Origin of the sequence: Yersinia mollaretii ATCC 43969, from assembly GCF_013282725.1 — a bacterium.
Classification (GTDB): domain Bacteria; phylum Pseudomonadota; class Gammaproteobacteria; order Enterobacterales; family Enterobacteriaceae; genus Yersinia; species Yersinia mollaretii.
In genome coordinates, this window is sequence record NZ_CP054043.1 from 2461514 (window position 1) to 2484618 (window position 23105).

Here is a 23105-nt window from a genome sequence, read left to right on the forward strand (position 1 = left end):
ATTGTTCAATGGTGACGTGGTAAAATAATGGAATTATCAATTTGTATTCCGACTTATAATCGAAGTGGTAGCTTAATAAAACAAATTAATTTTGTATTAGAGGATGCTATATCAATAATGTCAGATGATATGTTTGAAATTATTATTTCTGATAATAAATCTGATGACGAACATCATAAGAAAATAATTAAAGAAATAGAGGGGCTCAAACAAAAATACCCTACAGTTAATTTATATTATTTTTCTAATAAAGAAAATGTTGGCTTAGTTAGGAATTTAAAGGTATTGGCAAATATTGCAAAAGGTAAATACATTTGGTTTGTGGGTGATGATGATGAAATCCATAAAGGTATTATTAGTAAAATATTGCCATTATTGAATGAGAATAAAGGGATGGTTTTTATAAACCACAGAGCTGTAGATAAAGATAATAATATTTTAATGGACAAAGCTTTCATTGGAAATAAGCATAAATCATTGTATGAAATATTTAAACATAGCAATACGACGATGATGTTTATAACAGCATGTGTATATAAGAAAGAGTTTGTTGATGAAGTCTTTGAAAATGAAGATAGTCGATTATCACTCCCCTTTTACCTGTCATTTTATTGTTTTGAAAAGTCAGGTGCTACATTAGTTAATGATATTATGATAGATAATTATTGGGGGGACACATCTTGGAGTGATAGTTCTTGGATTGTATTTAATAATCAGATACCAAGGGATATATTTAAGATAATAAAGGAAAGTAAGAATAAAAAAGATGCAGTTTTTGCTTTTTATCCATTTTTGATTAAGACATTTGTGTCGATTGCAAAACATAAAATATTTAAATTTATAAAATTTTTTTTGAAAAAAAATGATAAATAACTCAAATAAAATTGCGCTGCTATCAATAATATCCCAGATAGTGAGAGTGTTTTCTGGCCCTTTAGTTATTATTGTGGTTGCAAAAACTCTCACTACAGGGGAAATGTCCCTGTACTATGCGTTTTTCAATGTTATTGCTCTGCAGCAGATAATGGAAATGGGGATTGGGTTTACAATAAAGCAATATATATCACATTCTTATAAACTCACGGAAAAAAACGAATGGGGCCAAGAATCAAAAGCTAATATAATATCTTATATGAAATTTTCGTTTTTGTGGTATTTGGTTATTTCTCTTTTTATATTTTTTATACTTGGTTATGTTGGTAGTGTATTTTTCAGTAGCTATAAAGGAAGTACAGACTGGAAAGGTGCATGGTGGATGTTGGTATTTATAACTGGATTCTTTACAATAGTAACACCTTTTCAGTTTTTAATTGAGGGATGTCAGCGACAAATCTCAATATATAAGTCCAGACTTCTATCTGGTATATTTTTATCATTAGTTTTAGGTTTAAGCTTATATTATGGTGCGGGATTGTATAGTATTGCGATTGCCGTTTTCATTTCAAATTTAATTTTTTATCTATACTTGTTTAAAACAATTAAGGAATTAGTCAGCGAACTGATTGGTGTTAAAACTAAAAAAAATATAAAAACAACATTTATTGAAGTCTGGGATATGCTTTCTAAAATATCTGTAACATGGATTTTAGGATACTTCTTTTGGAACTCATTTAATCTTATAGCCTTTAAAATGCTCACCAATGACTTAGCAGGTAGATTTGGTTTTACTCTTAGTTTAGTTCGTGCAGGATATTCAATTGCAGAATCTATAGTTGCAAGCCAAACAACTATCTATGCGTCCTATATCAGTGCAGGGGAAGTTAAGCTAGCAAGAAGACAGTTTGAAAAATCAATGTATATATCTATGGCATTACTAATTTCGGGATATTTTTTATATATAGCCGTTTATAAGATATTGCCAGGATTATTTATTTTTGATAAAACGTTAAATTTAACTTATACGATAGAAATGTTTCTATATTTTGTTCTATTGCTACCTGTAACATCTCAGGCTAATTATTGTCGCTGTTTTAAAAATGAGCCATATTTTAAATTATCACTGTTTATGAATATTCAGGTGCCGATAGTTTTTTATCTAACATGTTATTATGTCGGTGAGCCTAACTTCATATATTTACTGCCATTTAGCATGTTGTCACTTATATGGTCTTGCTATATATATTATGATACTGAGAATAGATATAAAATTAAGTGCCGCCAAGAGAATATGAAATGAACGATTTAAAAAAGAGTGTAAGTATAAGTATTTTAATTTGTTGTTATAATAGCGAGTCTAGAATAAAACAAGTATTAAGTTCACTAGAAAAACAAAAAATATCAACGAATCTACTAGAGGTTATTATAATCGATAATGCTTCCTTAGATACGACTTATTCTGTTTCCACATCCTATATTGATAGTTTCCCGTTTAAACTTAGTGTTTTTAAAGAGCCTATTTCAGGATTGATGAATGCAAGAATTAGAGGAATAAAAGAGGCTAAAAATGATTTAATTATATTTGTTGATGATGATAATCTTCTTGATACAGATTACTGTTATAAGGCTCATCAGCTTTTTTCGGAAAAAACAGATATTGCGTTTGCAGGGGGAGAATCAAGGCTTCCACTGTATATATCACCTCCTACGTGGTTTGATAAATATTCTAAATGCTATGCTGTAGGGCCTCAATATAATGAGTCTCGATATCTTTGTGGTGCCGAAATATTATGGGGAGCAGGTTTAATCGTTAGAAGAGAGATGTTACTAACTATTATAAATTATGATTTTAAGTGCGTAGGAAGAAAAGGCAACATCCAATTGTCAGGCGATGATAGTGAGTTATGCTATCTTCTTATATTGAATGGTGGGATCGGATACTATTATTCTGAATTAAAATTACAGCATGCAATAGATACCTCAAGATTTAATATCGATAAGTTGTTGCAAGTTTATCGAGGCTTTGGTCAAAGCTTTCCTATACTAGTAAAATATAGAATGAGAATAGTGACTGGTAATAATCTAGGAAAAATAAAAAATATAATTTATTCAAATCGGAAGCTATTTGTTTTTTATTCATACATTCGCAGGTATGAGGCTATTTGTAGGGGCAATAAACTAATGATTGAATATTGGAATGGGTGCTTAAAAACATTAAATAATTTGCCTAATTAGTGGTGTGCTGATTTATCAAGATGACTTCGATTTCAATATGATTTACTATTAATGAGGCAAAATGGGGCAATCATTTTTTTTTCAAAATTTTAAAATAAGCATAATTACTATTGTATATAATGCGGCATCTGAGTTAAAAGAAACAATTGATTCAGTAAGATCGCAAAAGTATGCAGATATAGAATATGTCGTTATTGATGGTGATTCAAAAGATAATACTATTAAAATAATTCAAGCTAATACAGATATAATAAACATATGGATCAGTGAATCAGATAAAGGCATTTATGATGCAATGAATAAAGGTGTCAAGTTATGTTCGGGAGATTACATCATCTTTATGAATGCGGGCGATACCTTTTATGACCAGAATTCCATTGCAAATGCAATGTCACAGCCTAATATCCATATGTATGATGTAATCTATGGTGATTATAGCGTAATAAATGCATATAGAAGAAATGGACACCGGAAAGCAAAAGATATTAATGAGCTATGGAAGGGTATGCCAACATCTCATCAAGCAATGTTTTTTAAACGATTATCGAACACCCCAGTTATATATAATTTAGAGTCAGGGCTTGCGGCCGATCATGATCTAGTGGTTAGAAAATTCCTAGCTAATGAAAAATTTTTGCGTTTAGATAGTATACTAATTGCAAATTATTCTGGAGGCGGAATTTCCGATAAAAAAAGAACGGATGTGTATCGTTCTTTATATAAAAATTCAAAACTACTTAATAAAAATCACTTTCAACTATCTTCCTATTATGGTTATATGTTTTTAAGAACATTAATAAGAACGACTATTTTAAATGTTTCCCAGTATTTTAAAAGATAAATTCATATGATTAGTTTTGGCTAATGTAGCATCTATTAAACAAAAATAAATTAAAAGTGCCAACTATAATGTCATATAATAAATTTGCTCACATACTGATTTTTATTGGAATAGCGATTACTCCATTACTTAATTCATCAGAAGTAATTGCATTATTTACAAGAAGCAGTTCTAATAATATTAACCTAAATGTAACCATACTAACATCTATTTACTTAAAGATATTTAAGGATATTGTTTTTTCTCTTATATTCGTTGTGTTCTTACTAGCTGTTGCTTATGGGAGAAGTTTAAAAAAATTTCAAATATCCTTCCTTTATATAGTTATTTTCCTTATGGGAGGGGCATTGTTAAACTCCATGTTTTATTATCCCTTTCCCATTTTACTCTCCGGCATCAGATTTCTATTTCCATTGCTTGTTTTCGTTGCCATATATCGTGAAATAGATACTGAAACAATGTTGAATATAACTAACATAATTAATTATGTTTTTATATTTCATTTGGTTATGCAGATTATTGAGTTTTTCTTCTCTGGTGACTACTACGGAATTTTTCTGGGAAGTTATGCATTACGTAATCCTGGTGTGTTTTTAATTCCTTCATCAGGGGCGATATTCTCACTTTGCGCGTATATATTTATGTATTACTTTGGCCAGAGTAATAAGATATTTTTGTTCTCTAGTGTTTTGTTAAGTGTTCTTCTTACAACTAGTGTTACAGGGTTAGGTATTTTTATTTTCATTTCTCTATTCCAGATCTTTCGGCATTTTCGATTTTCACCTTTTCTAGCTTTATCGACAGTTCTTATCATTATTATTATCAGCGCTCCTGCTATATTTGAACTTATCAGGCATTTTGGACGCGGTGATGATTTAATAAAAATATCTGGTGGCACTAGATTAAATATATTTCTGGATGAGTTAAAATTAGAAAACTATATATCTAATAAATTTGGATCTGCAACAAATACTGGTCATTTGGTTGGGTTAGCTTTTGGGCTGAAAGGAACTGAAATTGCGGATTCTACATATGCTAGTATGATTATGAATCTAGGATATATTGCCCTTGTAATTTACACTGGTTTCTTAAGTTACTTAATATATTCAGGTCTTCGATATAAAAATGATTTTTTATTTTTAATTTCAATATTTACTTTCCTGATTTCGTTTTCAACCATATGGCTTGAGTTATATCCAATAAATCTTTTGATTATAATTGCCATCTCGTACTGCTTAAATTATCAACTGTCAGCGGACAACGGTATGGATATAAAATCATCTAATAATAAGTGATAATTATGAAAGTTTGCGTTATTTCGTTTTCAGATAATAGAGGTGGGGCAGCTAAAGCGGCAAATCGTCAAGTTAAGGCAATAAAAAAATACTGTCCTGACTGGTCTGTTAATTTTCTTGTAGCAGAAAAAATCAGTAACGATGATTCGATCATAGGGCCTAATAAACTAGATAAAACAATCCATTTTTTTCTTAGAGTAATGTCATTTTTAATAACAAAGCTACAAATAACTAAAAATAAGTCCAAACACTCATTAAATATCTTTAGTTCTCGACATGTAATTAATTCAATTGATTATAGTTCTGATGTAATCCACCTTCACTGGTTCAATAATGATACTATCTCACTTAGTAAGTTAATGGGAATACTATCTGAATATAAAGGCAAGATTGTAATAACAATGCATGACGATTGGCTATTTTGTGGTTTAGAGCACTCATCTTATGAGAGTGTTAGGTTTATTGATGGCTATCATGCTAACAATAGTGATAATTTACTGCTGGATCTAGATAGAGCTATTTTCAATAAAAAATTAAAAATAAAATCTCTTTTAGAAAGGAAAAAAGTCATTTTAACGACTCCATCTTTATGGATGTTAAAGCGAGCATCTAGTAGCTTATTATTACGTAATGCCAATTTAAAATATGTTCCTAATATTATTGATTGCGACTTATTTAAACCATATCCTAAATTAGGATGTCGCCATAAGTTAGAAATATCAAATGAGAGTTTTGTTATATCCTTCGGTGCTGTTGGTGGAGTGTCAAATCCACTCAAGGGGTATGATCTTTTGATTCGTGTTTTAAATCATCTCAACAAAAACTATACAGAAATGAAATGCGTTGAATTACTTGTTTTTGGTGGAGATACCCAATGCAAAGAAAGCCTTTGTGGTTTCAATATTACTTATACTGGTGTGATTGAGTCGACAGAAGATATGGCAATGCTATATTCATCAGCTGATTTGGTTTTAGTTCCTTCTCTAATCGAATCTTTTGGTCAGGTTGCCGCAGAGAGTTTAGCTTGTGAGACCCCTGTGATTGCATTTGATAATTCTGGAGTCTCGGAGGTTATTAGGGATAATGGTGGTATTATTATAGATGCATTCGATATTGAAGAATTTAGTAAGAGTATATTTTCATTTTACTCATTATCAGAGCTTGAACGTAGATCTATGGGCAGGAAAGGTAGACTGGCAATGATAAAAAAATATAGCCCGGAAACTGTATCTGCAAAATGGAAGGATGTTTACTGTGATGATAACAAATAAATATTAAAATCTGTTGTTAATAAGATTTTTTCAAAACACTACTAATACACTGATGTGTATAGTGCTATTGATTTCCATCAAGTGTGGAATGTGAATTATTGTTGGGTGATTATAACATTATGAAAAAAGCATTAATTACTGGTGTTACCGGTCAAGATGGCTCTTATTTAGTAGAGTTGCTATTGAGCAAAGGATATGAGGTTCATGGTATTAAACGCCGTTCATCTTCTTTTAATACCAGCCGTATTGATCATATTTATCAAGACCGCCATGAAGAAAATCCTCGTTTCTTTTTACATTATGGCGATTTAACTGATACGTCGAATCTAGTTCGACTTATCCAGGAAATTCAACCGGATGAAATTTATAATTTGGGGGCCCAGTCCCATGTGGCAGTTTCATTTGAATCGCCAGAATACACTGCGGATGTTGATGCTATGGGTACACTGCGCTTACTAGAGGCTATTCGTATCAATGGTCTCGAAAAGAAGACTCGTTTCTATCAAGCTTCAACTTCAGAGCTTTATGGTTTAGTGCAAGAAACCCCACAACGTGAAACAACACCATTCTACCCGCGCTCTCCTTATGCTGTGGCTAAAATGTATGCTTACTGGATTACAGTAAACTATCGCGAATCATATGGCATGTATGCTTGTAATGGCATCTTATTTAACCATGAGTCTCCTCGTCGTGGTGAAACATTTGTTACTCGGAAAATTACTCGAGCTGTTGCAAATATTGCATTAGGTCTGGAAAAATGCCTTTATCTAGGCAATATTGACTCACTGCGGGATTGGGGTCATGCAAAAGATTACGTGCGCATGCAATGGATGATGTTGCAACAAGACAAACCAGAAGATTTTGTTATTGCTACTGGCAAGCAAATTACTGTTCGTGAGTTTGTGCGTATGTCGGCGAGAGAAGCTGGGATTGAATTGCAGTTTAGTGGTGAAGGTGTTGAAGAGATTGCTACTGTTGTTGCAGTTAATGGTAGCCATGCATCTTCAGTTAACATTGGGGATGTCATTGTTCGCATAGACCCACGTTATTTCCGTCCTGCTGAAGTTGAAACATTGCTAGGTGATCCAACGAAAGCTAAGAAAATATTGGGTTGGGTGCCTGAAATTACCGTCGAAGAAATGTGCGCAGAAATGGTTGCTAGCGATTTAGAACAAGCTAAGCAATATGCACTGTTAAAAGCTAACGGCTTTGACGTATCCATTTCATTGGAGAGTTAATAACGTGGATAAGAAACGCGTATTTGTCGCTGGGCATCGTGGTATGGTGGGTTCTGCCATTGTACGTCAACTTGAAAAACGCAACGATATTGAATTGATTGTTAGGACTCGAACTGAACTCGAACTCATGTCCCAATCAGCGGTACAAGAATTTTTTGCCTCCGAAAAAATTGATGAAGTCTACTTAGCGGCTGCAAAAGTAGGAGGAATTCAGGCGAATAATAATTATCCGGCAGAGTTTATCTACGAAAATTTAATGATTGAATGTAATATCATTCATGCGGCTCACCTAGCTGACATTCAGAAGCTATTGTTTTTGGGTTCATCCTGCATCTATCCAAAATTTGCTGTACAACCAATGACAGAGGAAACTCTGTTGACCGGTGTTTTGGAACCGACTAATGAACCTTATGCAATTGCTAAAATTGCGGGTATTAAACTGTGTGAATCTTATAATCGACAATATGGCCGCGATTATCGCAGTGTTATGCCAACTAACCTTTATGGTGAAAATGATAATTTTCATCCCGAAAACTCCCATGTTATTCCTGCCTTATTGCGTCGCTTCTATGAAGCTAAAATGCGTGATGATAAAGAAATGGTTGTGTGGGGAACGGGCAAACCAATGCGTGAGTTTCTACATGTAGATGATATGGCTGCTGCCAGTGTGCATGTTATGGAGCTGTCTGATCAAATTTATCAAGCTAATACTCAACCGATGCTTTCTCATATTAACGTTGGTACGGGGGAGGATTGCACCATCCGCGAATTGGCAGAAACTATGGCTAAAGTGATCGGTTTTAGCGGTAATTTAGTCTTTGATTCGACTAAGCCAGACGGAGCTCCTCGAAAACTGATGGACGTAAGCCGTCTGGCTAAGTTGGGCTGGCACTATCAGATCTCGCTTGAGAAAGGTTTAATGATGACTTACCAATGGTTCTTGGAGCATCAGAATAATTTCAGAAAATAATATAGTCTGATATGAATTATCCTTTGGTAACTACTGATAGAGATCTTATTGATCAGTTCCTGGCTATAAGCTAATAATCAGGTCTATTTCAAGTACCAAATTCTATTTTCACGATAGGACGTAATTGCTTATGCTATTACCTGTAATTATGGCTGGAGGTGCTGGTAGCCGTTTATGGCCATTATCCCGAGCTCTTTATCCTAAGCAATTCTTAGCGCTCACATCAGATTCGACGATGCTACAAGAAACCCTATTGCGCTTAGAAGGCCTTCCACATCTTGCACCACTAGTCATTTGCAACGAAGATCATCGCTTCATTATTGCTGAACAGTTACGTCAGAAGGGTCTGGTTCATAGCGGAATAGTACTAGAGCCAGTTGGGCGTAATACTGCGCCAGCTATAGCACTAGCAGCGTTGCATGCAACCATGGATGGAGAAGATCCTCTGTTGCTGGTCTTAGCGGCTGATCACGTAATTCAGGATAAGCCAGCATTTATTCGTGCAGTCCAATGTGCTGAACCGCTTGCAAATGCGGGGAAACTGGTCACTTTTGGTATCGTACCGAATAGCCCAGAAACAGGATATGGATATATTCGTCATGGAGGGCAGGTTGCTGATGGTGCTTATAAGGTTGCTGCTTTTGTTGAAAAGCCTGACCTGACGACAGCAGAACAGTATTTATCTTCGGGCAACTATTATTGGAATAGCGGCATGTTTGTATTTAAAGCATCTCGCTACTTAGAAGAGTTAGGATTGCATCGCCCTGATATTTTGGCTGCCTGTAAGCGAGCAATAGCGGGTCAACATGCAGATTTAGACTTTATCCGTATCAATAAAGAGGCTTTCTCTAGTTGCCCTGACGAGTCTATTGATTATGCTGTGATGGAAAAAACGTGTGATGCAGTCGTAGTCCCAATGGATGCACAATGGAGTGATGTTGGGTGCTGGTCAGCTCTTTGGGAGATTAATGCTAAAGATGATCACGGGAATGTAATACGTGGTGATGTATTAATGGAAGATACGAACAACAGTTACGTATATTCCCAAAATAGACTCGTTGCAACTGTAGGAATTAACGAGTTAGTCATTGTTGAAACTAAAGATGCTATTTTAGTTGCTCATAAAGATAAAGTACAAAACGTCAAAGAGATTGTTGGACAGCTTAAACTTGAATCTCGATGTGAATATCTACAGCACCGAGAAGTGTACCGCCCTTGGGGATCACACGATGCTATAGCTGAGGGGGTTCGTTACCATGTTCAGCATGTAACCGTGAAACCGGGCCAACGGATAGCGACTCAGATTCATTACCACAGAGCTGAACATTGGATTGTAGTTTCTGGTATTGCTAAAGTTCATTATGGTAATGAAACTTATCTCGTTAATGAAAATGAATCTACTTATATACCTGTTGGTGTCGCACACTCTATTGAAAACCCAGGAAAGATTCCTTTGGAAATAATAGAAGTCCATACAGGAAACTACCTTTCAGAGAATGATGTAGAACGAATTGATAATTTAGGTGTAGGGTATTAAGTATGAAAGTAAGCATTATTACCGCTACATATAATAGCGAGAAGACAATATCTGATACTTTATTATCTTTAGAAAATCAAACTTATAGAGATATTGAATATATCATTGTTGATGGTGCATCAAAGGATCGTACATTAACTGTTATTAATCAGGACTCAACACGAGTTACTAAAGTTATTAGTGAGCCTGATGATGGTATTTATGATGCACTGAATAAAGGAATTGATGCCGCAACAGGTGATATTGTTGGTTTTTTACATTCTGATGATTTATTTGCTTATCCAGATGTCTTGACAGATATCGTGGCAATTTTCGAAAAAAAACAATGTGACGCTGTATATGGTGATTTGCAATATGTCGCAAAAAATGATTTAACTAAAGTCATTAGGTGTTGGGAAAGTGGTTTTTTTAACCATAGAAAAATGAAATATGGTTGGATGCCTCCTCATCCTACATTTTATATGAAACGAGACCTTTATGTGAGCTTGGGGGGATTTGATTTGAATTATAAAATATCAGCTGATTATGATTCTCTCACTCGTTATATAATTAATCATCAAATTAAAATATCCTATTTGCCTAAAGTTCTTATTAAGATGAGAGTCGGAGGGATTAGTAATCGTTCATTTAGAAGTATGTTATTAAAGTCTAAAGAAGATATTAAAATAATGAGAGTGCGCGGGCTGTTTTGGCCTGTTTCATTGTTATGCAAGAACTTATCTAAATTCCCCCAGTTTATAAAGTGATAACATGTCTAAACTAACCTGTTTCAAAGCTTATGATATTCGTGGCCGACTAGGTGATGAATTAAATGAAGATATAGCTTATCGTATAGGTCGTGCTTATGGTGAGTTTGCTAAACCTAAGAAGGTTGTAGTTGGTGGTGATGTTAGATTAACTAGTGAAAATCTTAAGTTAGCTTTGAGCAAAGGCTTGCAGGATGCGGGAACTGATGTTTTTGATATTGGTTTATCAGGCACGGAAGAAATGTATTTTGCTACCTTCCATCTTGGAGTTGATGGTGGTATCGAAGTCACTGCTAGCCATAATCCAATAGATTACAACGGAATGAAACTTGTTCGTGAGGATTCTAGGCCCATCAGTGGAGATACAGGATTGCTGGATATTCAATATTTAGCTGAGCAGAATGAATTTCCAATCGTAGATAGTAATAAAATAGGTAGTTATAAAAAGATATCTATTCTTGATGAGTATATCGATCATTTAATTAGTTATATATCTCCACCTAATTTTAAGCCTTTAAAATTAGTGATTAACAGTGGTAATGGTGCTGCTGGTCATGTTATTGATGCATTGGAAAAACGGTTTTCTGAATTAACTATTCCGATAACTTTGATAAAAATAAATCATGAACCAGATGGGACATTCCCTAATGGTATCCCAAATCCATTATTACCTGAGTGTCGGCAAGATACCACTGATGCCGTTTTAGCATATGGCGCGGATATGGGGATTGCTTTTGATGGTGACTTTGATCGTTGTTTTTTCTTTAATAACAAAGGTGAATTTATCGAGGGATACTATATTGTTGGACTTTTAGCCGAGAGCTTTTTGCAGAAAAATGCTGGCGCTAAAATTATTCATGATCCTCGTTTGAGTTGGAATACTATAGATATAGTTAATACCTTAGGTGGGAAACCTATAATGTCCAAAACCGGACATGCGTTTATTAAAGAACGTATGCGAAAAGAAGATGCAGTTTATGGTGGTGAAATGAGTGCTCATCATTATTTTCGCGATTTTTCTTATTGTGACTCAGGAATGATTCCATGGTTGCTTATCTCTGAAATTATATCCGTCAAAGGGAAAAGTCTGGAACAATTAGTTAAAGAGCGTATGCTCGCTTACCCTGCATCTGGAGAAATAAACTCTAAGTTAATCGATCCAATCTCTGCAATAGCAAGAGTTCGTTCTGCATATGAAGATAGAGCTATTAGTATTAATGAAATTGATGGGATTAGTATGGAGTTTTCTGAGTGGCGATTTAATTTGCGCAGCTCAAACACCGAGTCTGTTGTACGATTAAATGTTGAATCAAAGCGTGATAAACAGCTAATGGAAATAGAAACATCGAATATTTTAAGAATATTAAGGAAGTGATTTTTTATAACTATATGACTTAATACAGTACTATCAGAAATGATAGTATAGAAAATACTAGAATAAATTACTTTTAACTTGTCCGGATGTTTTAATAATAGTGTATAGCTGAGTGCTGAGCAAGCCCTAAACTTGCTAAGAGAAAGTTGGGCTGGTAAGCGAAAAAGGATTTATCTGACATACTTCAAAATGCCTGAGATGGTAAAATCTGCATCAGAACAGCTATAACTGATAGCTCTTTCTTCGTAATTAATAGTTACTACTCTAATAGAAATGGATAAAATTGATGAATGGCAGATCTATAGATGATAAGAAGTTATCTTCCTTTGAGCAATATAAGTTATCTTCTAATAAGGATGAAATAGATCTCATAGAACTAGTATCTATTGTGTTAAATTCATATAAGTCAGTTGTTTTTATTACCCTAGCGTTTGTTTTTTTTGGGGGGTGTACTATATTTTTCTCTCCAAAAAACTGGGTCAGTTCTGCGGCTGTTTCTCTCCCTTCCGATCTTCAACTTCAATCTCTAGAAACTGTAAATACCTCACTGTTGTTATTAAATATTGATATTAATATTAGTCAAGAGGATGTTTTTGGGGTATTTAGAAAGTATTACTCATCTCAGGATCTATTTAATAAGTACTTAGATACTCTGAAGGTTAAGCCGGTAGGGAGTGTGTCGGTTACAGGAATTGTTACAGATAAAAATGCTTATATTCTCAGTTACAATTCTAGTATAGATTCTGGTATGAAAGAAATATTGTCTGGCTACATTGATTATGTTAACAGACAAGTGAGTAATAATATAAATTATAATATTGAACTTATATTAGATACTTCCAAAAAAACAGCGAATGAAGAGTATCAGCTTGCTTTACAGCAAGCTGAAAATGAGCAGAAGGTTAAAATACAACGATTGGAATATGCTGCGTTAATAGCTAAAGCCGCTGGATTGCAAAAACCAATTAACAATGAGTTTGAGAGTCTTGATAAAATTTCGAGTTATCCTATTTCATTGGGTTATGATGCATTAGATAAGCAATTAGAAATTGAAAAATCAATATCAGATCTAACGACAATTAATGCTGAGTTACTTAATAAAAAACTCTATCTAGATAAAATTAATGCACTTCAGCCAGTGATCATTCATCTTGATGCATTCGAATATTTACAGTTCCCTTCTGAACCAGTGCAGCAAGATGCTAAAAAGCGTCTTCTCACAATAATTATATTTGGCTTTATTGGCTTTGTTAGTTCTATTGGATTTGTCTTGGTTCGTCATTATATTCGTGAACGACAGGCTGCATTACTTAAATTGCCGAACGAATAATATCTTTGCTTTATCCTCTTCATGATTAGGGCGATGGTGTAGTTTAAGCCATCGCCCTTTCTGTTTTTGTGACCTCTTTGTATTAGTCCTATTCCCCAGAGAACTTCCAACCGATTTTGTAATATTTCCGTTACTGACATACCTCACATTTTGTTTGGAGAGTAGTCAAAAAGACTAAAGCAAACCTCGGTTCTGTGTTCCAAAGATTTCATCCCGCCATATTTCGATTCCAGTTATAGTCACTGGCTTTCGACACACCACTCTCGTAGCAAATATTCCCCCACATGTTAGTCACCTGAAACTTCCTCTAAGGCCGCAGAATATTAATTGTCGTAACACGAAGCTACAGCATAAAACCACTGCTAACTGATTGTATTTTAATCAGGTAATGATGGGGTGTGGTATGGGAAATCTAGGTGAGGCAATAAGTTATGTACAAAATTAGTACAAATAAATGGCGGTTTTTCCATATCTATGATTAGTTAATACTACTAACTAAAGGTAATTTTTGGAAATAACCTGTCGATTTATGAATTTATGGCTAAGCTTTACCTTGTAAAATGTCAGTGCATTGGCTGCTGTGAGCCAAGGGCGGTAGCGTTCTATTAGTCTCCCCAGTGTCAGGATTGTTTGATTTCACTCATAAACGATTGGCACGGTTGTCTAAAATTTTTTGGGGAATTTGACACGACAAAAACGTTCCACACTGTCTCTGGCACAATCCATATCCGTGATTTGATATTATTGTTGCTACAGCACGAGAGCTTCATATCTCATGATGACAATCTCAGAATTTGCCATGAATCTTTTAAGATCAAAGTACGATTGGGACTAAAATGAAAAAAGCGCTAATAACAGGGATTACTGGTCAAGATGGTTCCTACCTTGCTGAATTTTTACTAAGTAAGGGTTATGAAGTTCACGGAATAAAACGCCGAGCATCCTCCTTTAATACCAGTCGTGTTGATCATATTTATCAAGATCGCCACGAAACCAATCCTCGCTTCTTTTTGCACTATGGTGACTTGACTGATAGCTCTAATCTCATTCGGCTAATTAAAGAAATTCAGCCAGATGAAATTTATAATTTAGGCGCTCAGTCCCATGTGGCCGTTTCTTTTGAATCTCCTGAATATACTGCTGATGTTGATGCTATGGGAACGTTACGCCTTCTTGAAGCCATTCGTATTAACGAATTAGAAAAAAAGACGCGTTTCTATCAGGCATCGACATCCGAGCTTTATGGACTAGTACAAGAAATCCCGCAAAAAGAGACTACTCCCTTTTACCCCCGTTCACCTTATGCTGTGGCAAAATTATATGCTTACTGGATTACGGTTAATTATCGTGAGTCCTATGGGATTTATGCATGTAACGGCATTTTATTTAATCATGAGTCACCACGCCGTGGTGAGACTTTTGTTACCCGCAAGATCACTCGTGCTATTGCTAATATTGCACAGGGTTTGGAACACTGTCTCTACTTGGGGAATATCGATTCCCTGCGAGATTGGGGACATGCAAAAGATTATGTGCGGTTGCAATGGATGATGTTGCAGCAGGATCAACCGGAAGATTTTGTTATTGCTACCGGTAAACAAATTACAGTGCGTGAGTTTGTTTGTATGTCTGCCAAAGAAGTTGGTATTGAACTCGAATTCAGTGGTGTTGGCATTAATGAGATTGCTACCGTCAAATCACTTTCAGGTAATCATTCACCGTTTGTAAAAGTAGGGGATATTATTGTTCGTATCGATCCTCGTTATTTTCGTCCAGCTGAAGTTGAAACGTTATTGGGCGATCCATCCAAAGCGAAGTGTAAATTAGGTTGGGTACCAGAGATTACGGTAGAGGAAATGTGTGCGGAAATGGTTGCCAGTGATTTACAACAGGCAAAACAGCATGCTTTGTTGAAAGCCAATGGCTTTGATGTCTCCATATCTTTAGAGAGATAATTGCGATGAATGAAAAATGTTTGTTTGTCTCGGGTCATCATGGAGTGGTAATACCTGCTGTTGTTTGCCGACTAGTCAATGTACAAGATATTTAATAAGTGCTAGCTATATTTCTTCTGGCATCATTCATGTTATTGGTAATGCTGAATTAGCTCCATTTTTGTTTGTGTGTAAGCATTTAAATTAAAATGGTTTTATAGGACTAGAAAAGTCAGGAGTAAGTTTTTAAGCCCTGGGTTTTTTACTGAGTAGGTTTTGAATAAATATAACTATTACTCTTGAGTATTCCTGTTGATGAAACCTATTTCCATAATGTGATTTATTTAATAGGGCGGTTTTATTTAATTATTTCCTATATTCAGACTAAATGTTTGAAGTGCAAACCCTCGACACCAAATATGAATCATTCCAACGAAGACAATAATATCAGTTTTCAAAGCACCGCTGGGTGTCTGATTGGAGTAAACTAAATTGTTTTTATCTCTTTGGCGCCATCGCAGTTTGGTTATTGAACTGACAAAACGAGAGTTTTCCGGAAAATATCGTGGCTCTTTCGGGGGGGCTATTTGGTCTCTGATACAGCCTCTATTTATGCTTGCAGTTTATACCGTTGCCTTTGGTGTTATTCTCAAAGCAAGATGGGGATTTTCTGGTTCGACGGTGGACTATGCCCTTATGCTATTTGCAGGTTTGATTGTTTTTAATCTATTTTCTGAAGTTCTTACTAAATCAACAATGCTGATTGTCGGGCAACCCAACTTTGTCAAAAAGGTGGTTTTTCCTTTGGAGTTGCTGCCCGTAATTACGGTGTTCACAGCATTGGTTCATGCTTTTATTGGTATTGCTGTATGGTTGGTAGGATATCAGTTGCTGATAGGTACACCAAAGCTGACGATACTATATTTCCCTCTGGTTTTATTCTGTTTTTTGCCGGTTTTATTAGGTGTGGGATGGCTACTTTCATCGATTGGAGTGATTTTTCGTGATATTAGCCAGATAACTAGCATGCTTAATCATGTATTACTTTTTTTGACCCCAATTTTTTTTAGTATTGAAGCCGCCCCCCCCTTGTTACAAAAATTTCTGCTGTTAAATCCATTGACCTTTATTGTCGAACAATTCCGCCTGATCTTGTTTTATGGAGAAATACCTATGTTCAATGGCCTGGCTATATATTTTGTGTTGGCAACGCTATTTGCCTGGCTCTCGTTTATGTTGTTCAGACGTTTGCGTCCCAACTTTGCAAACATGGTGTAAATGATGACCAATGTCGCCATTTCAGTTCGTAATGTCAGTAAATGTTACCGTGTATTTGATGATCAACGCTCTCGATTGCTACACGCTATTTGGCCCAAATATGTAAATGGCATGCAAGATGTTTGGGCCTTGAAAGATATTAACTTTGAGGTACAGCGGGGGGAAGCTATTGCGCTTATCGGCCGCAATGGTGGTGGCAAAAGTACTCTGCTTGAAATATTGACAGGCACGCTGACGCCCACGACAGGAGAGGTCAATGTCAACGGCCGCGTCTCCGCCTTGTTGGAACTCGGTAGTGGTTTTAATCCTGAATATTCAGGAAGGGATAACGTCATATTAAATGGTTTGCTATTGGGATTAAGCAAACAGGAAATAGTGGAGCGTTTTGATGAAATTGAGGCTTTTGCAGAAATAGGTACGGCTATTGAACGGCCTGTCAAAACCTATTCCAGTGGCATGATGATGCGTTTGGCTTTCTCGGTACAAGTCCTTTGTGAACCGGATATTCTCATTATTGATGAAGCACTTAGTGTGGGAGATTTTTTCTTTCAGCAAAAGTGTTTTAGCTATATTCGGGGGTTGCGTACTAAAGGCGTTACGCTGCTATTCGTTTCACATGATATGGGTACAGTGCGGGATCTGTGTAGCCATGCACTCTATCTGCAACAAGGGCAGTTGGTGTGGAATGGCGAGGTTAATGCGGCAATTCAGCGCTATCTTGGTGGGGAGTCATCGGTGAAAACGTCGGTGGATACAGTATGTCCCCCAGACAATCTCATATCTGCAAAAGATCTTAGCTCAGAAAACCCATGGGGAAACGTGGCCTTATGGCAGAGAGCAAGAAGGGCGGATCAGATGACACAAATTGTGGCCGTTGTGATAGAGGATATTGTCGGTAATGCCACACAGGTGATACGACTCGGAGAAACACTACGTTTGATAGTGTGGTATCAGGCCAACGAAGTTGGGCCCGTGCATGTTAGCGTGCTGATAAAAAATGCTTATGAACAACTGGTTAATTGCACCAGTTCTTACACGTTAGGCATCCCAATGCTGGCGAGTACTGGCTGTCATCTTGCTACTTTTACGCTTGATCTTGACTTCAATCTTGAGGCTGGACAGTACTCGCTCATGGTCAGTTTAGGGGTGATCGGTGAGCAGCCCAATCAAGGGACGATACTGGATGAAACACCTTATTTGGGACCATTAACTGTCCGTTGGGACTATTCAGTCGATATTCCACCATTTTTAGGCATGTTCGGAGTGCCAGTTCGTGCCAATTCTCCTGTGCTTTACCAAGAAGAGATTTAGTCGTTATGGATATTCCAAAAAATATGGGATTTACATAGTTCTGCTTTTCCAAAATAGTTGGTTTATCTGCGGACATCCTTTTTGCATTATTACCGCCTAAGAGATTCTTAATACCAGATTTTTATCTGGTACGAGAGAGGTTAGTGTAACGCGGAGAAAAATGGAGAGTGTCTTCACGATTTTTTATTGAATAAGTGGTGTAGACTTTGAACTATTATCTAAATATGTGTCAATACTGTCTTTTCCTCGCCACTCACTAATAATCATGTACCCGATGGTCGGTAGAAACTAAAAGGTATATTTAAGAAAATGGAAAATTCTTGGGGGCTCTATGGGAGCGGTAAATTTCTCTATTGATCCAAATTTGGTTAGCATATTAAAGAAGGCAATTCCGCTGGATATTTTTGTCGAAACAGGAACTTTCAAGGGAGATACTATTGAGTCGGTTCGGGATCAGTTCAGCGAGATCTATTCTGTAGAATTATCACGTGAATATTATGATACGGCAGTACAACGTTTTGATGGCGATGTGCACATAAATTTGGTTCATTCGGACTCTCCTTCGGCAATGCAGGTGTGGGGACCAAAATTAAGTGAGCAATCGGTGTTGTATTTTCTTGATGCACATTGGTGCGCTGCAGAAAATACAGCGAGTATCTCGTCTCAGTGCCCATTGCTGGAAGAAATAAAAGCGATTGGCAGACTCAATATTGAAAGTGTTATTGTTATTGACGATGCCCGTTTATTTCTGGCTCCACCATTAGCACCGCACGAAATATCTCAATGGCCTAGTTTTCATCAGATTGTTTCTAGTCTCCTTTCAATGAGTTGCAATCATGAATTAATGGTTGTTAATGATGTCATTGTTTTTTATCCCAAACAGTCCAACATTGCGATGCAAAATTACGCACAAACTTACGGGATCGATTGGCTGATAGCAGCACAAAGTATTCGTAATGAATGGTTGGCAGAGGCTGAGAAAAAGGAGCATGTGATACAGCAACTGAGTCAATCTTTATCTGACAAAGATATTCTGCTTGAAAAGCAATATAAAACAATTCATGCTTATCGTGCTGCATATGGCAGCCTTGCCCTGCTTGGGCCTGTTGCTCGAGTCATTCGTAGACTATATGAAATAGCCAGACCTCGATTAGGTAATCTTAATCAATATGCACCTAGGGAAATGAGTATCGGGCTTTATCAAACAAATAAAAATCTTAATTACTACCCATTAATCTCAATCGTGACACCTTCATACAATCAAGGTGAATTTATTGAGAGAACAATTACCAGCATCCTCGATCAGCAATATCCCAAGTTAGAGTATTACGTTCAGGATGGTGGTTCAACAGACCGTACTGTCGAGGTACTGAAGCAATATCAGGCTAGACTTTCTGGCTGGGCTTCGGAACCAGATAGCGGACAATCGCAAGCCATCAATCGCGGGTTATCGAAAACCAGTGGTGAAATTATGGCTTGGCTCAATTCCGATGATTTACTGTTGCCGGGCGCTTTGCATGTCGTGGCTGATTATTTTAACCGCCATCCAGACATTGATGTTGTATATGGTAACCGATTGCTGATAGACGAAAACGATAAGGAAATTGGCCGCTGGATCCTACCGGGACATAATAATGAAGTCTTATCGTGGACAGATTATGTCCCACAAGAAACCTTATTTTGGCGGCGAAGTATCTGGGAGAAAGCCGGTGGTGAAATTGATGAGTCATTCCGTTTTGCCATGGATTGGGATCTATTAGTGCGCTTTAGGGATGCTGGTGCCCACTTTGGGCATATTGACCAATTCTTGGGCGCATTCAGGATTCATGCATCTCAGAAAACATCATCTGAAATAAATGAAGTCGGTCATCAAGAAATGGACCGAATCCGTATGCGTGTTCTGGGTTCAGTTCCGGATCAGAAAGCGATCCGTAAAGCTATTTTCCCCTACTTGATTAAACACATCGCGATGGATATGAATTACCGAATTAGAACCCGGTTGGGAATGAAAGTATAAAAACAGTTTTCCCTTTTATCGTTGGCACGTTGCAAAACAGAATTAAGGAAAATGCTTATTATGTCTGCTTTCTTATTTACCTTGGGTATTTTTGCCTTCTGGGCGATGCTTGGTTATGCAGTTATTACGGTTTTTCAGCCTCGATTACGCATACTTCAAGGGATATTAATATCACCAGCCGTTGGTATCGCTGTTACCGTACTCGCTGTTTTTTTTATTAATCGGGCTGGAATTCCAGTTAAAGATTTTGGTCGATGGTTACTTATCTCCTTTGCCGTTATTTCAATTATCGTATTCGTTATAAAAAGGCCAATTTTTCCATTTAAAAAATTGCTCCCATTTATTGGCATCCTGTTAGCGGCCCTCATTCTCAATGCCTGGCCGATGTTCAGTTATGGATTCAATTGGGCTAGTTTTGCCAACGATGACATGGCTAATTATGCGCTAGCGGCACAACGTTTCCTCAATCATGGTTTTTTTGAGCAGCCTAACTTTGATGATTTGCTAGCGGGAAAAGATTATTCCTTAATGTACTGGTTTATGCATGTTCGGGATGGTGTCCGCTCAGGTAGTGAATTGATGCTGGCTGTGGTGTGGGCGTTTTCAGGCTTAAATGCACATCAAATCTTTATGCCAGTCATTATGGCTTTGCATCTAGCGCTACTGACGGTAACCGGAGCAATGGTGTCAGGCTGGGGGTACTCCAGAAGAGTGGCCTTGATCGCTGTATCACTGATAGCAATTTCGCCAATGTCATCATTTGGCGCAATTTATCAGTTGATTGGCCAGGAAGGTGGGTTGGTTTTGCTGGGTGCTGCCATCACCCTGATGTGTCGTCCTTACTCGCTCAGGCCGGTCATTACTCGTGCTTGGGGGCTAATTCCTGCTGTTGCAGTCTTTTCAGGGCTATTTGTTTGGTATCCAGAGCTGCTGCCATTTTTAGGTCTGGGATGGATACTCTACACTTACTTGTTACTACGCCGGAGCAAAGAGAAAGCCGTAAAGGTTATTATTCCAGCGATGGTGATTGGCATTTTTGTGCTGATGGTGCTGAACAAATATGTATTAGCGGCCTTAACGTTTATGTTCATACAATCGACCACTGGTATGGCATCGAGTGATCCGAGTGGATTTTCATTCCCTAATTATATGGTTCCTGGCGGTATTGCAGTACTGTGGGGATTAATACCAACTACAAGTATTCTAGAACCTTCTCTCTCCATCGCAATTGCTGGTGGTCTGTTGCTTACCTACTGGATTGTGTGTCGGATCATGCCAAGTCAGATAAAACAGGGAATGGTTCCGGTTAGTTTCTTATCGATTATGGTATTGTTGGGGGGGACCCTGTTCTTCCGTAACAACGATTTTGGTCTTTTTAAATTAGCAATGTATATCCAGCCTTTCTTGGTAGGAGTGGTAGCTATAGCTCTTGCAGCATGGAAATTTAGGAAAACGTCATTTTTGATAATTCCATTTTCAGCAACAATATTTATTTCAATGATGGCTTCCAATATTTACTTTACCAGTAAGAGTACTGGTGAGAATTCAGCAGGGGAATTCATTGAAATACGGAATGTATCCAAGGAAAAGGTTTTTCAGCAACTCCAAACACTATTTAACTCACCGCAGCTGATGGCAGATGAATATATATCTAGTATAGATAATGTTGTATTGGCAAAGCTTATGGTACTGTACTCACAGGGGAGAAGTGTAATTTTTCCGAGCAGAGATTATTTTATCCGCATTATAAATACAAAAAAAGAAGAGAGTGTAAACAAAAAAGAAGCAAAATATGAAAGTGAGCGATTCCGCGAGTATCAAATCGAAACTAATTCAAAAATAAATAGATTCCTTATACCTGCGGGTAATGAGAGGTTACTCTCTAGGCCTTTGATCGCTTCCGCCGCAAAGCAAAACATTTTTAATGGCAGGGATTCAACTGATGGACAGGGCTATTTCGAGCTGATACCTTCTCCTCTGAATTATCTTATATTCATACACTCAGAGCTAGGCAATCACTATTATCATTCAGATGATCGTAAAAAAACAGCGTTTTACACGTTGGAAAATGATCCTATGTTCCCTGGAAGAACATTCTCTGCACTCGGTCAAGACTTATTATTCCTAGCGATAAAACCAACAAAAACTCCGCGAGTCGTTATGGAATTAACTTCGACAATAGTAAAGCAATATGACAGCGAATTACCCACGCCGAAGGTGCAGAATGTTCCGATTGGCTTTGTTGGACGAGGGAGCGGACGTATTTTCTCTGACCCCATTGAGCTGACTGATATAGATGGTATGTCTTTTGTCTCTGTGGATATGGGGCGCGAGGGTAAACAGATGTCAAATTCTCATAAGGGACTTATGTTGTTATATGGTAGAGATGTATCACTTGATTCCCGCTATATCACGACATTTGGGCGAAATATTTCTCTGATCTCTGAAGAGCAGTATCAATTGTTACAGCCGCCGCAGAGTGTCACCCATTTCCCAGCCGATCTGGCGAACCCAAATCTTGAATATTCTGGCATCTATGAAGATGGTTGGATTTCGGAACACTCATTTTTCAAATTTAAAGTTGGGAAAGAAACAGATAAATTTATTGTACGTGGTGTGATTCCACAACTCGGTAAGAGTGCTGATTTTGCGACCGAACTGAAAATTCGTATCAATGGTCAATTGGTCGCCCAACAGAAACTGGGCGTGGGGGCGTTTTCGGTGGAAGTCCCTGTAACTGGTTTAAGCGATAACCCACGTGTTGATCTCGAGTTTACGAATTATCAAAAACTTCCAGGTGATGATGGCCGTATTACCGCAGGCAAGATTGACTTTATAGGATTTAACTAAC

The 23105-nt window shown here is 37.0% G+C and carries 17 protein-coding genes; all 17 read left to right on the plus strand.

Annotation, left to right across the window (positions count from 1 at the left end; translation table 11 throughout):
* The first annotated feature begins 27 nt into the window (after positions 1-27).
* Complete coding sequence (locus HRD69_RS10880; protein ID WP_071984802.1) at positions 28-873, plus strand: glycosyltransferase family 2 protein; 846 nt, start codon at positions 28-30, stop codon at positions 871-873.
* On the plus strand, positions 863-2176 hold the full coding sequence (locus HRD69_RS10885; RefSeq protein WP_152412070.1) for an MATE family efflux transporter: 1314 nt from the start codon (positions 863-865) through the stop codon (positions 2174-2176). Before HRD69_RS10880 ends, HRD69_RS10885 begins: the two co-directional genes overlap by 11 nt.
* Positions 2173-3111 carry a glycosyltransferase gene (locus HRD69_RS10890; RefSeq protein WP_032812950.1) on the plus strand — a complete coding sequence of 313 codons (939 nt, stop codon included), beginning with the start codon at positions 2173-2175 and terminating at the stop codon, positions 3109-3111. Before HRD69_RS10885 ends, HRD69_RS10890 begins: the two co-directional genes overlap by 4 nt.
* A gap of 61 nt (positions 3112-3172) precedes the next feature.
* Positions 3173-3952, plus strand: coding sequence for a glycosyltransferase family 2 protein (locus tag HRD69_RS10895; RefSeq protein WP_004873398.1), 780 nt, complete (start codon positions 3173-3175; stop codon positions 3950-3952).
* A 68-nt stretch (positions 3953-4020) separates the two neighbouring features.
* Positions 4021-5247 carry a hypothetical protein gene (locus tag HRD69_RS10900; RefSeq protein WP_004873397.1) on the plus strand — a complete coding sequence of 409 codons (1227 nt, stop codon included), beginning with the start codon at positions 4021-4023 and terminating at the stop codon, positions 5245-5247.
* 5 nt (positions 5248-5252) lie between these two features.
* Positions 5253-6518, plus strand: a complete 1266-nt coding sequence (locus HRD69_RS10905) for a glycosyltransferase (RefSeq protein ID WP_004873396.1) — start codon at positions 5253-5255, stop codon at positions 6516-6518.
* A 119-nt stretch (positions 6519-6637) separates the two neighbouring features.
* The gene (gene gmd / locus HRD69_RS10910) at positions 6638-7756 is read left to right on the plus strand and encodes a GDP-mannose 4,6-dehydratase (protein ID WP_049608463.1); all 1119 of its coding nucleotides are present in this window, start codon (positions 6638-6640) and stop codon (positions 7754-7756) included.
* A gap of 4 nt (positions 7757-7760) precedes the next feature.
* Positions 7761-8726, plus strand: coding sequence for a GDP-L-fucose synthase (gene fcl / locus HRD69_RS10915; protein WP_004873393.1), 966 nt, complete (start codon positions 7761-7763; stop codon positions 8724-8726).
* A gap of 130 nt (positions 8727-8856) precedes the next feature.
* The gene (locus tag HRD69_RS10920; RefSeq protein ID WP_004873392.1) at positions 8857-10263 is read left to right on the plus strand and encodes a mannose-1-phosphate guanylyltransferase/mannose-6-phosphate isomerase; all 1407 of its coding nucleotides are present in this window, start codon (positions 8857-8859) and stop codon (positions 10261-10263) included.
* A 2-nt stretch (positions 10264-10265) separates the two neighbouring features.
* On the plus strand, positions 10266-11009 hold the full coding sequence (locus tag HRD69_RS10925) for a glycosyltransferase family 2 protein (RefSeq protein ID WP_004873391.1): 744 nt from the start codon (positions 10266-10268) through the stop codon (positions 11007-11009).
* A gap of 4 nt (positions 11010-11013) precedes the next feature.
* Positions 11014-12384, plus strand: coding sequence for a phosphomannomutase CpsG (gene cpsG, locus HRD69_RS10930; protein WP_004873390.1), 1371 nt, complete (start codon positions 11014-11016; stop codon positions 12382-12384).
* Positions 12385-12670: 286 nt separating this feature from the next.
* Positions 12671-13714, plus strand: a complete 1044-nt coding sequence (locus HRD69_RS10935; protein WP_032812949.1) for a Wzz/FepE/Etk N-terminal domain-containing protein — start codon at positions 12671-12673, stop codon at positions 13712-13714.
* A gap of 836 nt (positions 13715-14550) precedes the next feature.
* A complete protein-coding gene (gene gmd / locus HRD69_RS10940) occupies positions 14551-15669 on the plus strand; it encodes a GDP-mannose 4,6-dehydratase (protein WP_004873388.1) in 1119 nt (372 codons plus the stop codon).
* Between the two features lie 471 nt (positions 15670-16140).
* Positions 16141-16926 (plus strand): ABC transporter permease, encoded by a 786-nt coding sequence (locus HRD69_RS10945; RefSeq protein WP_004873387.1) that lies wholly within the window; start codon positions 16141-16143, stop codon positions 16924-16926.
* Complete coding sequence (locus HRD69_RS10950; protein WP_004873386.1) at positions 16927-18237, plus strand: ABC transporter ATP-binding protein; 1311 nt, start codon at positions 16927-16929, stop codon at positions 18235-18237. It abuts the gene before it with no gap.
* 331 nt (positions 18238-18568) lie between these two features.
* Positions 18569-20254 carry a glycosyltransferase family 2 protein gene (locus tag HRD69_RS10955; RefSeq protein WP_004873385.1) on the plus strand — a complete coding sequence of 562 codons (1686 nt, stop codon included), beginning with the start codon at positions 18569-18571 and terminating at the stop codon, positions 20252-20254.
* A 60-nt stretch (positions 20255-20314) separates the two neighbouring features.
* Positions 20315-23104 (plus strand): hypothetical protein, encoded by a 2790-nt coding sequence (locus HRD69_RS10960; protein WP_032812948.1) that lies wholly within the window; start codon positions 20315-20317, stop codon positions 23102-23104.
* Position 23105 lies beyond the last annotated feature (1 nt).

Coding starts and splice junctions, on each gene's coding strand:
- HRD69_RS10900 (WP_004873397.1), top strand. CDS start 4,021: ATGTCATATAATAAATTTGCTCACATACTGATTTTTATTGGAATAGCG.
- HRD69_RS10880 (WP_071984802.1), top strand. CDS start 28: ATGGAATTATCAATTTGTATTCCGACTTATAATCGAAGTGGTAGCTTA.
- HRD69_RS10895 (WP_004873398.1), top strand. CDS start 3,173: ATGGGGCAATCATTTTTTTTTCAAAATTTTAAAATAAGCATAATTACT.
- HRD69_RS10885 (WP_152412070.1), top strand. CDS start 863: ATGATAAATAACTCAAATAAAATTGCGCTGCTATCAATAATATCCCAG.
- HRD69_RS10905 (WP_004873396.1), top strand. CDS start 5,253: ATGAAAGTTTGCGTTATTTCGTTTTCAGATAATAGAGGTGGGGCAGCT.
- cpsG (WP_004873390.1), top strand. CDS start 11,014: ATGTCTAAACTAACCTGTTTCAAAGCTTATGATATTCGTGGCCGACTA.
- gmd (WP_049608463.1), top strand. CDS start 6,638: ATGAAAAAAGCATTAATTACTGGTGTTACCGGTCAAGATGGCTCTTAT.
- HRD69_RS10935 (WP_032812949.1), top strand. CDS start 12,671: ATGAATGGCAGATCTATAGATGATAAGAAGTTATCTTCCTTTGAGCAA.
- HRD69_RS10950 (WP_004873386.1), top strand. CDS start 16,927: ATGATGACCAATGTCGCCATTTCAGTTCGTAATGTCAGTAAATGTTAC.
- HRD69_RS10920 (WP_004873392.1), top strand. CDS start 8,857: ATGCTATTACCTGTAATTATGGCTGGAGGTGCTGGTAGCCGTTTATGG.
- HRD69_RS10890 (WP_032812950.1), top strand. CDS start 2,173: ATGAACGATTTAAAAAAGAGTGTAAGTATAAGTATTTTAATTTGTTGT.
- HRD69_RS10955 (WP_004873385.1), top strand. CDS start 18,569: ATGGGAGCGGTAAATTTCTCTATTGATCCAAATTTGGTTAGCATATTA.
- HRD69_RS10960 (WP_032812948.1), top strand. CDS start 20,315: ATGTCTGCTTTCTTATTTACCTTGGGTATTTTTGCCTTCTGGGCGATG.
- gmd (WP_004873388.1), top strand. CDS start 14,551: ATGAAAAAAGCGCTAATAACAGGGATTACTGGTCAAGATGGTTCCTAC.
- HRD69_RS10925 (WP_004873391.1), top strand. CDS start 10,266: ATGAAAGTAAGCATTATTACCGCTACATATAATAGCGAGAAGACAATA.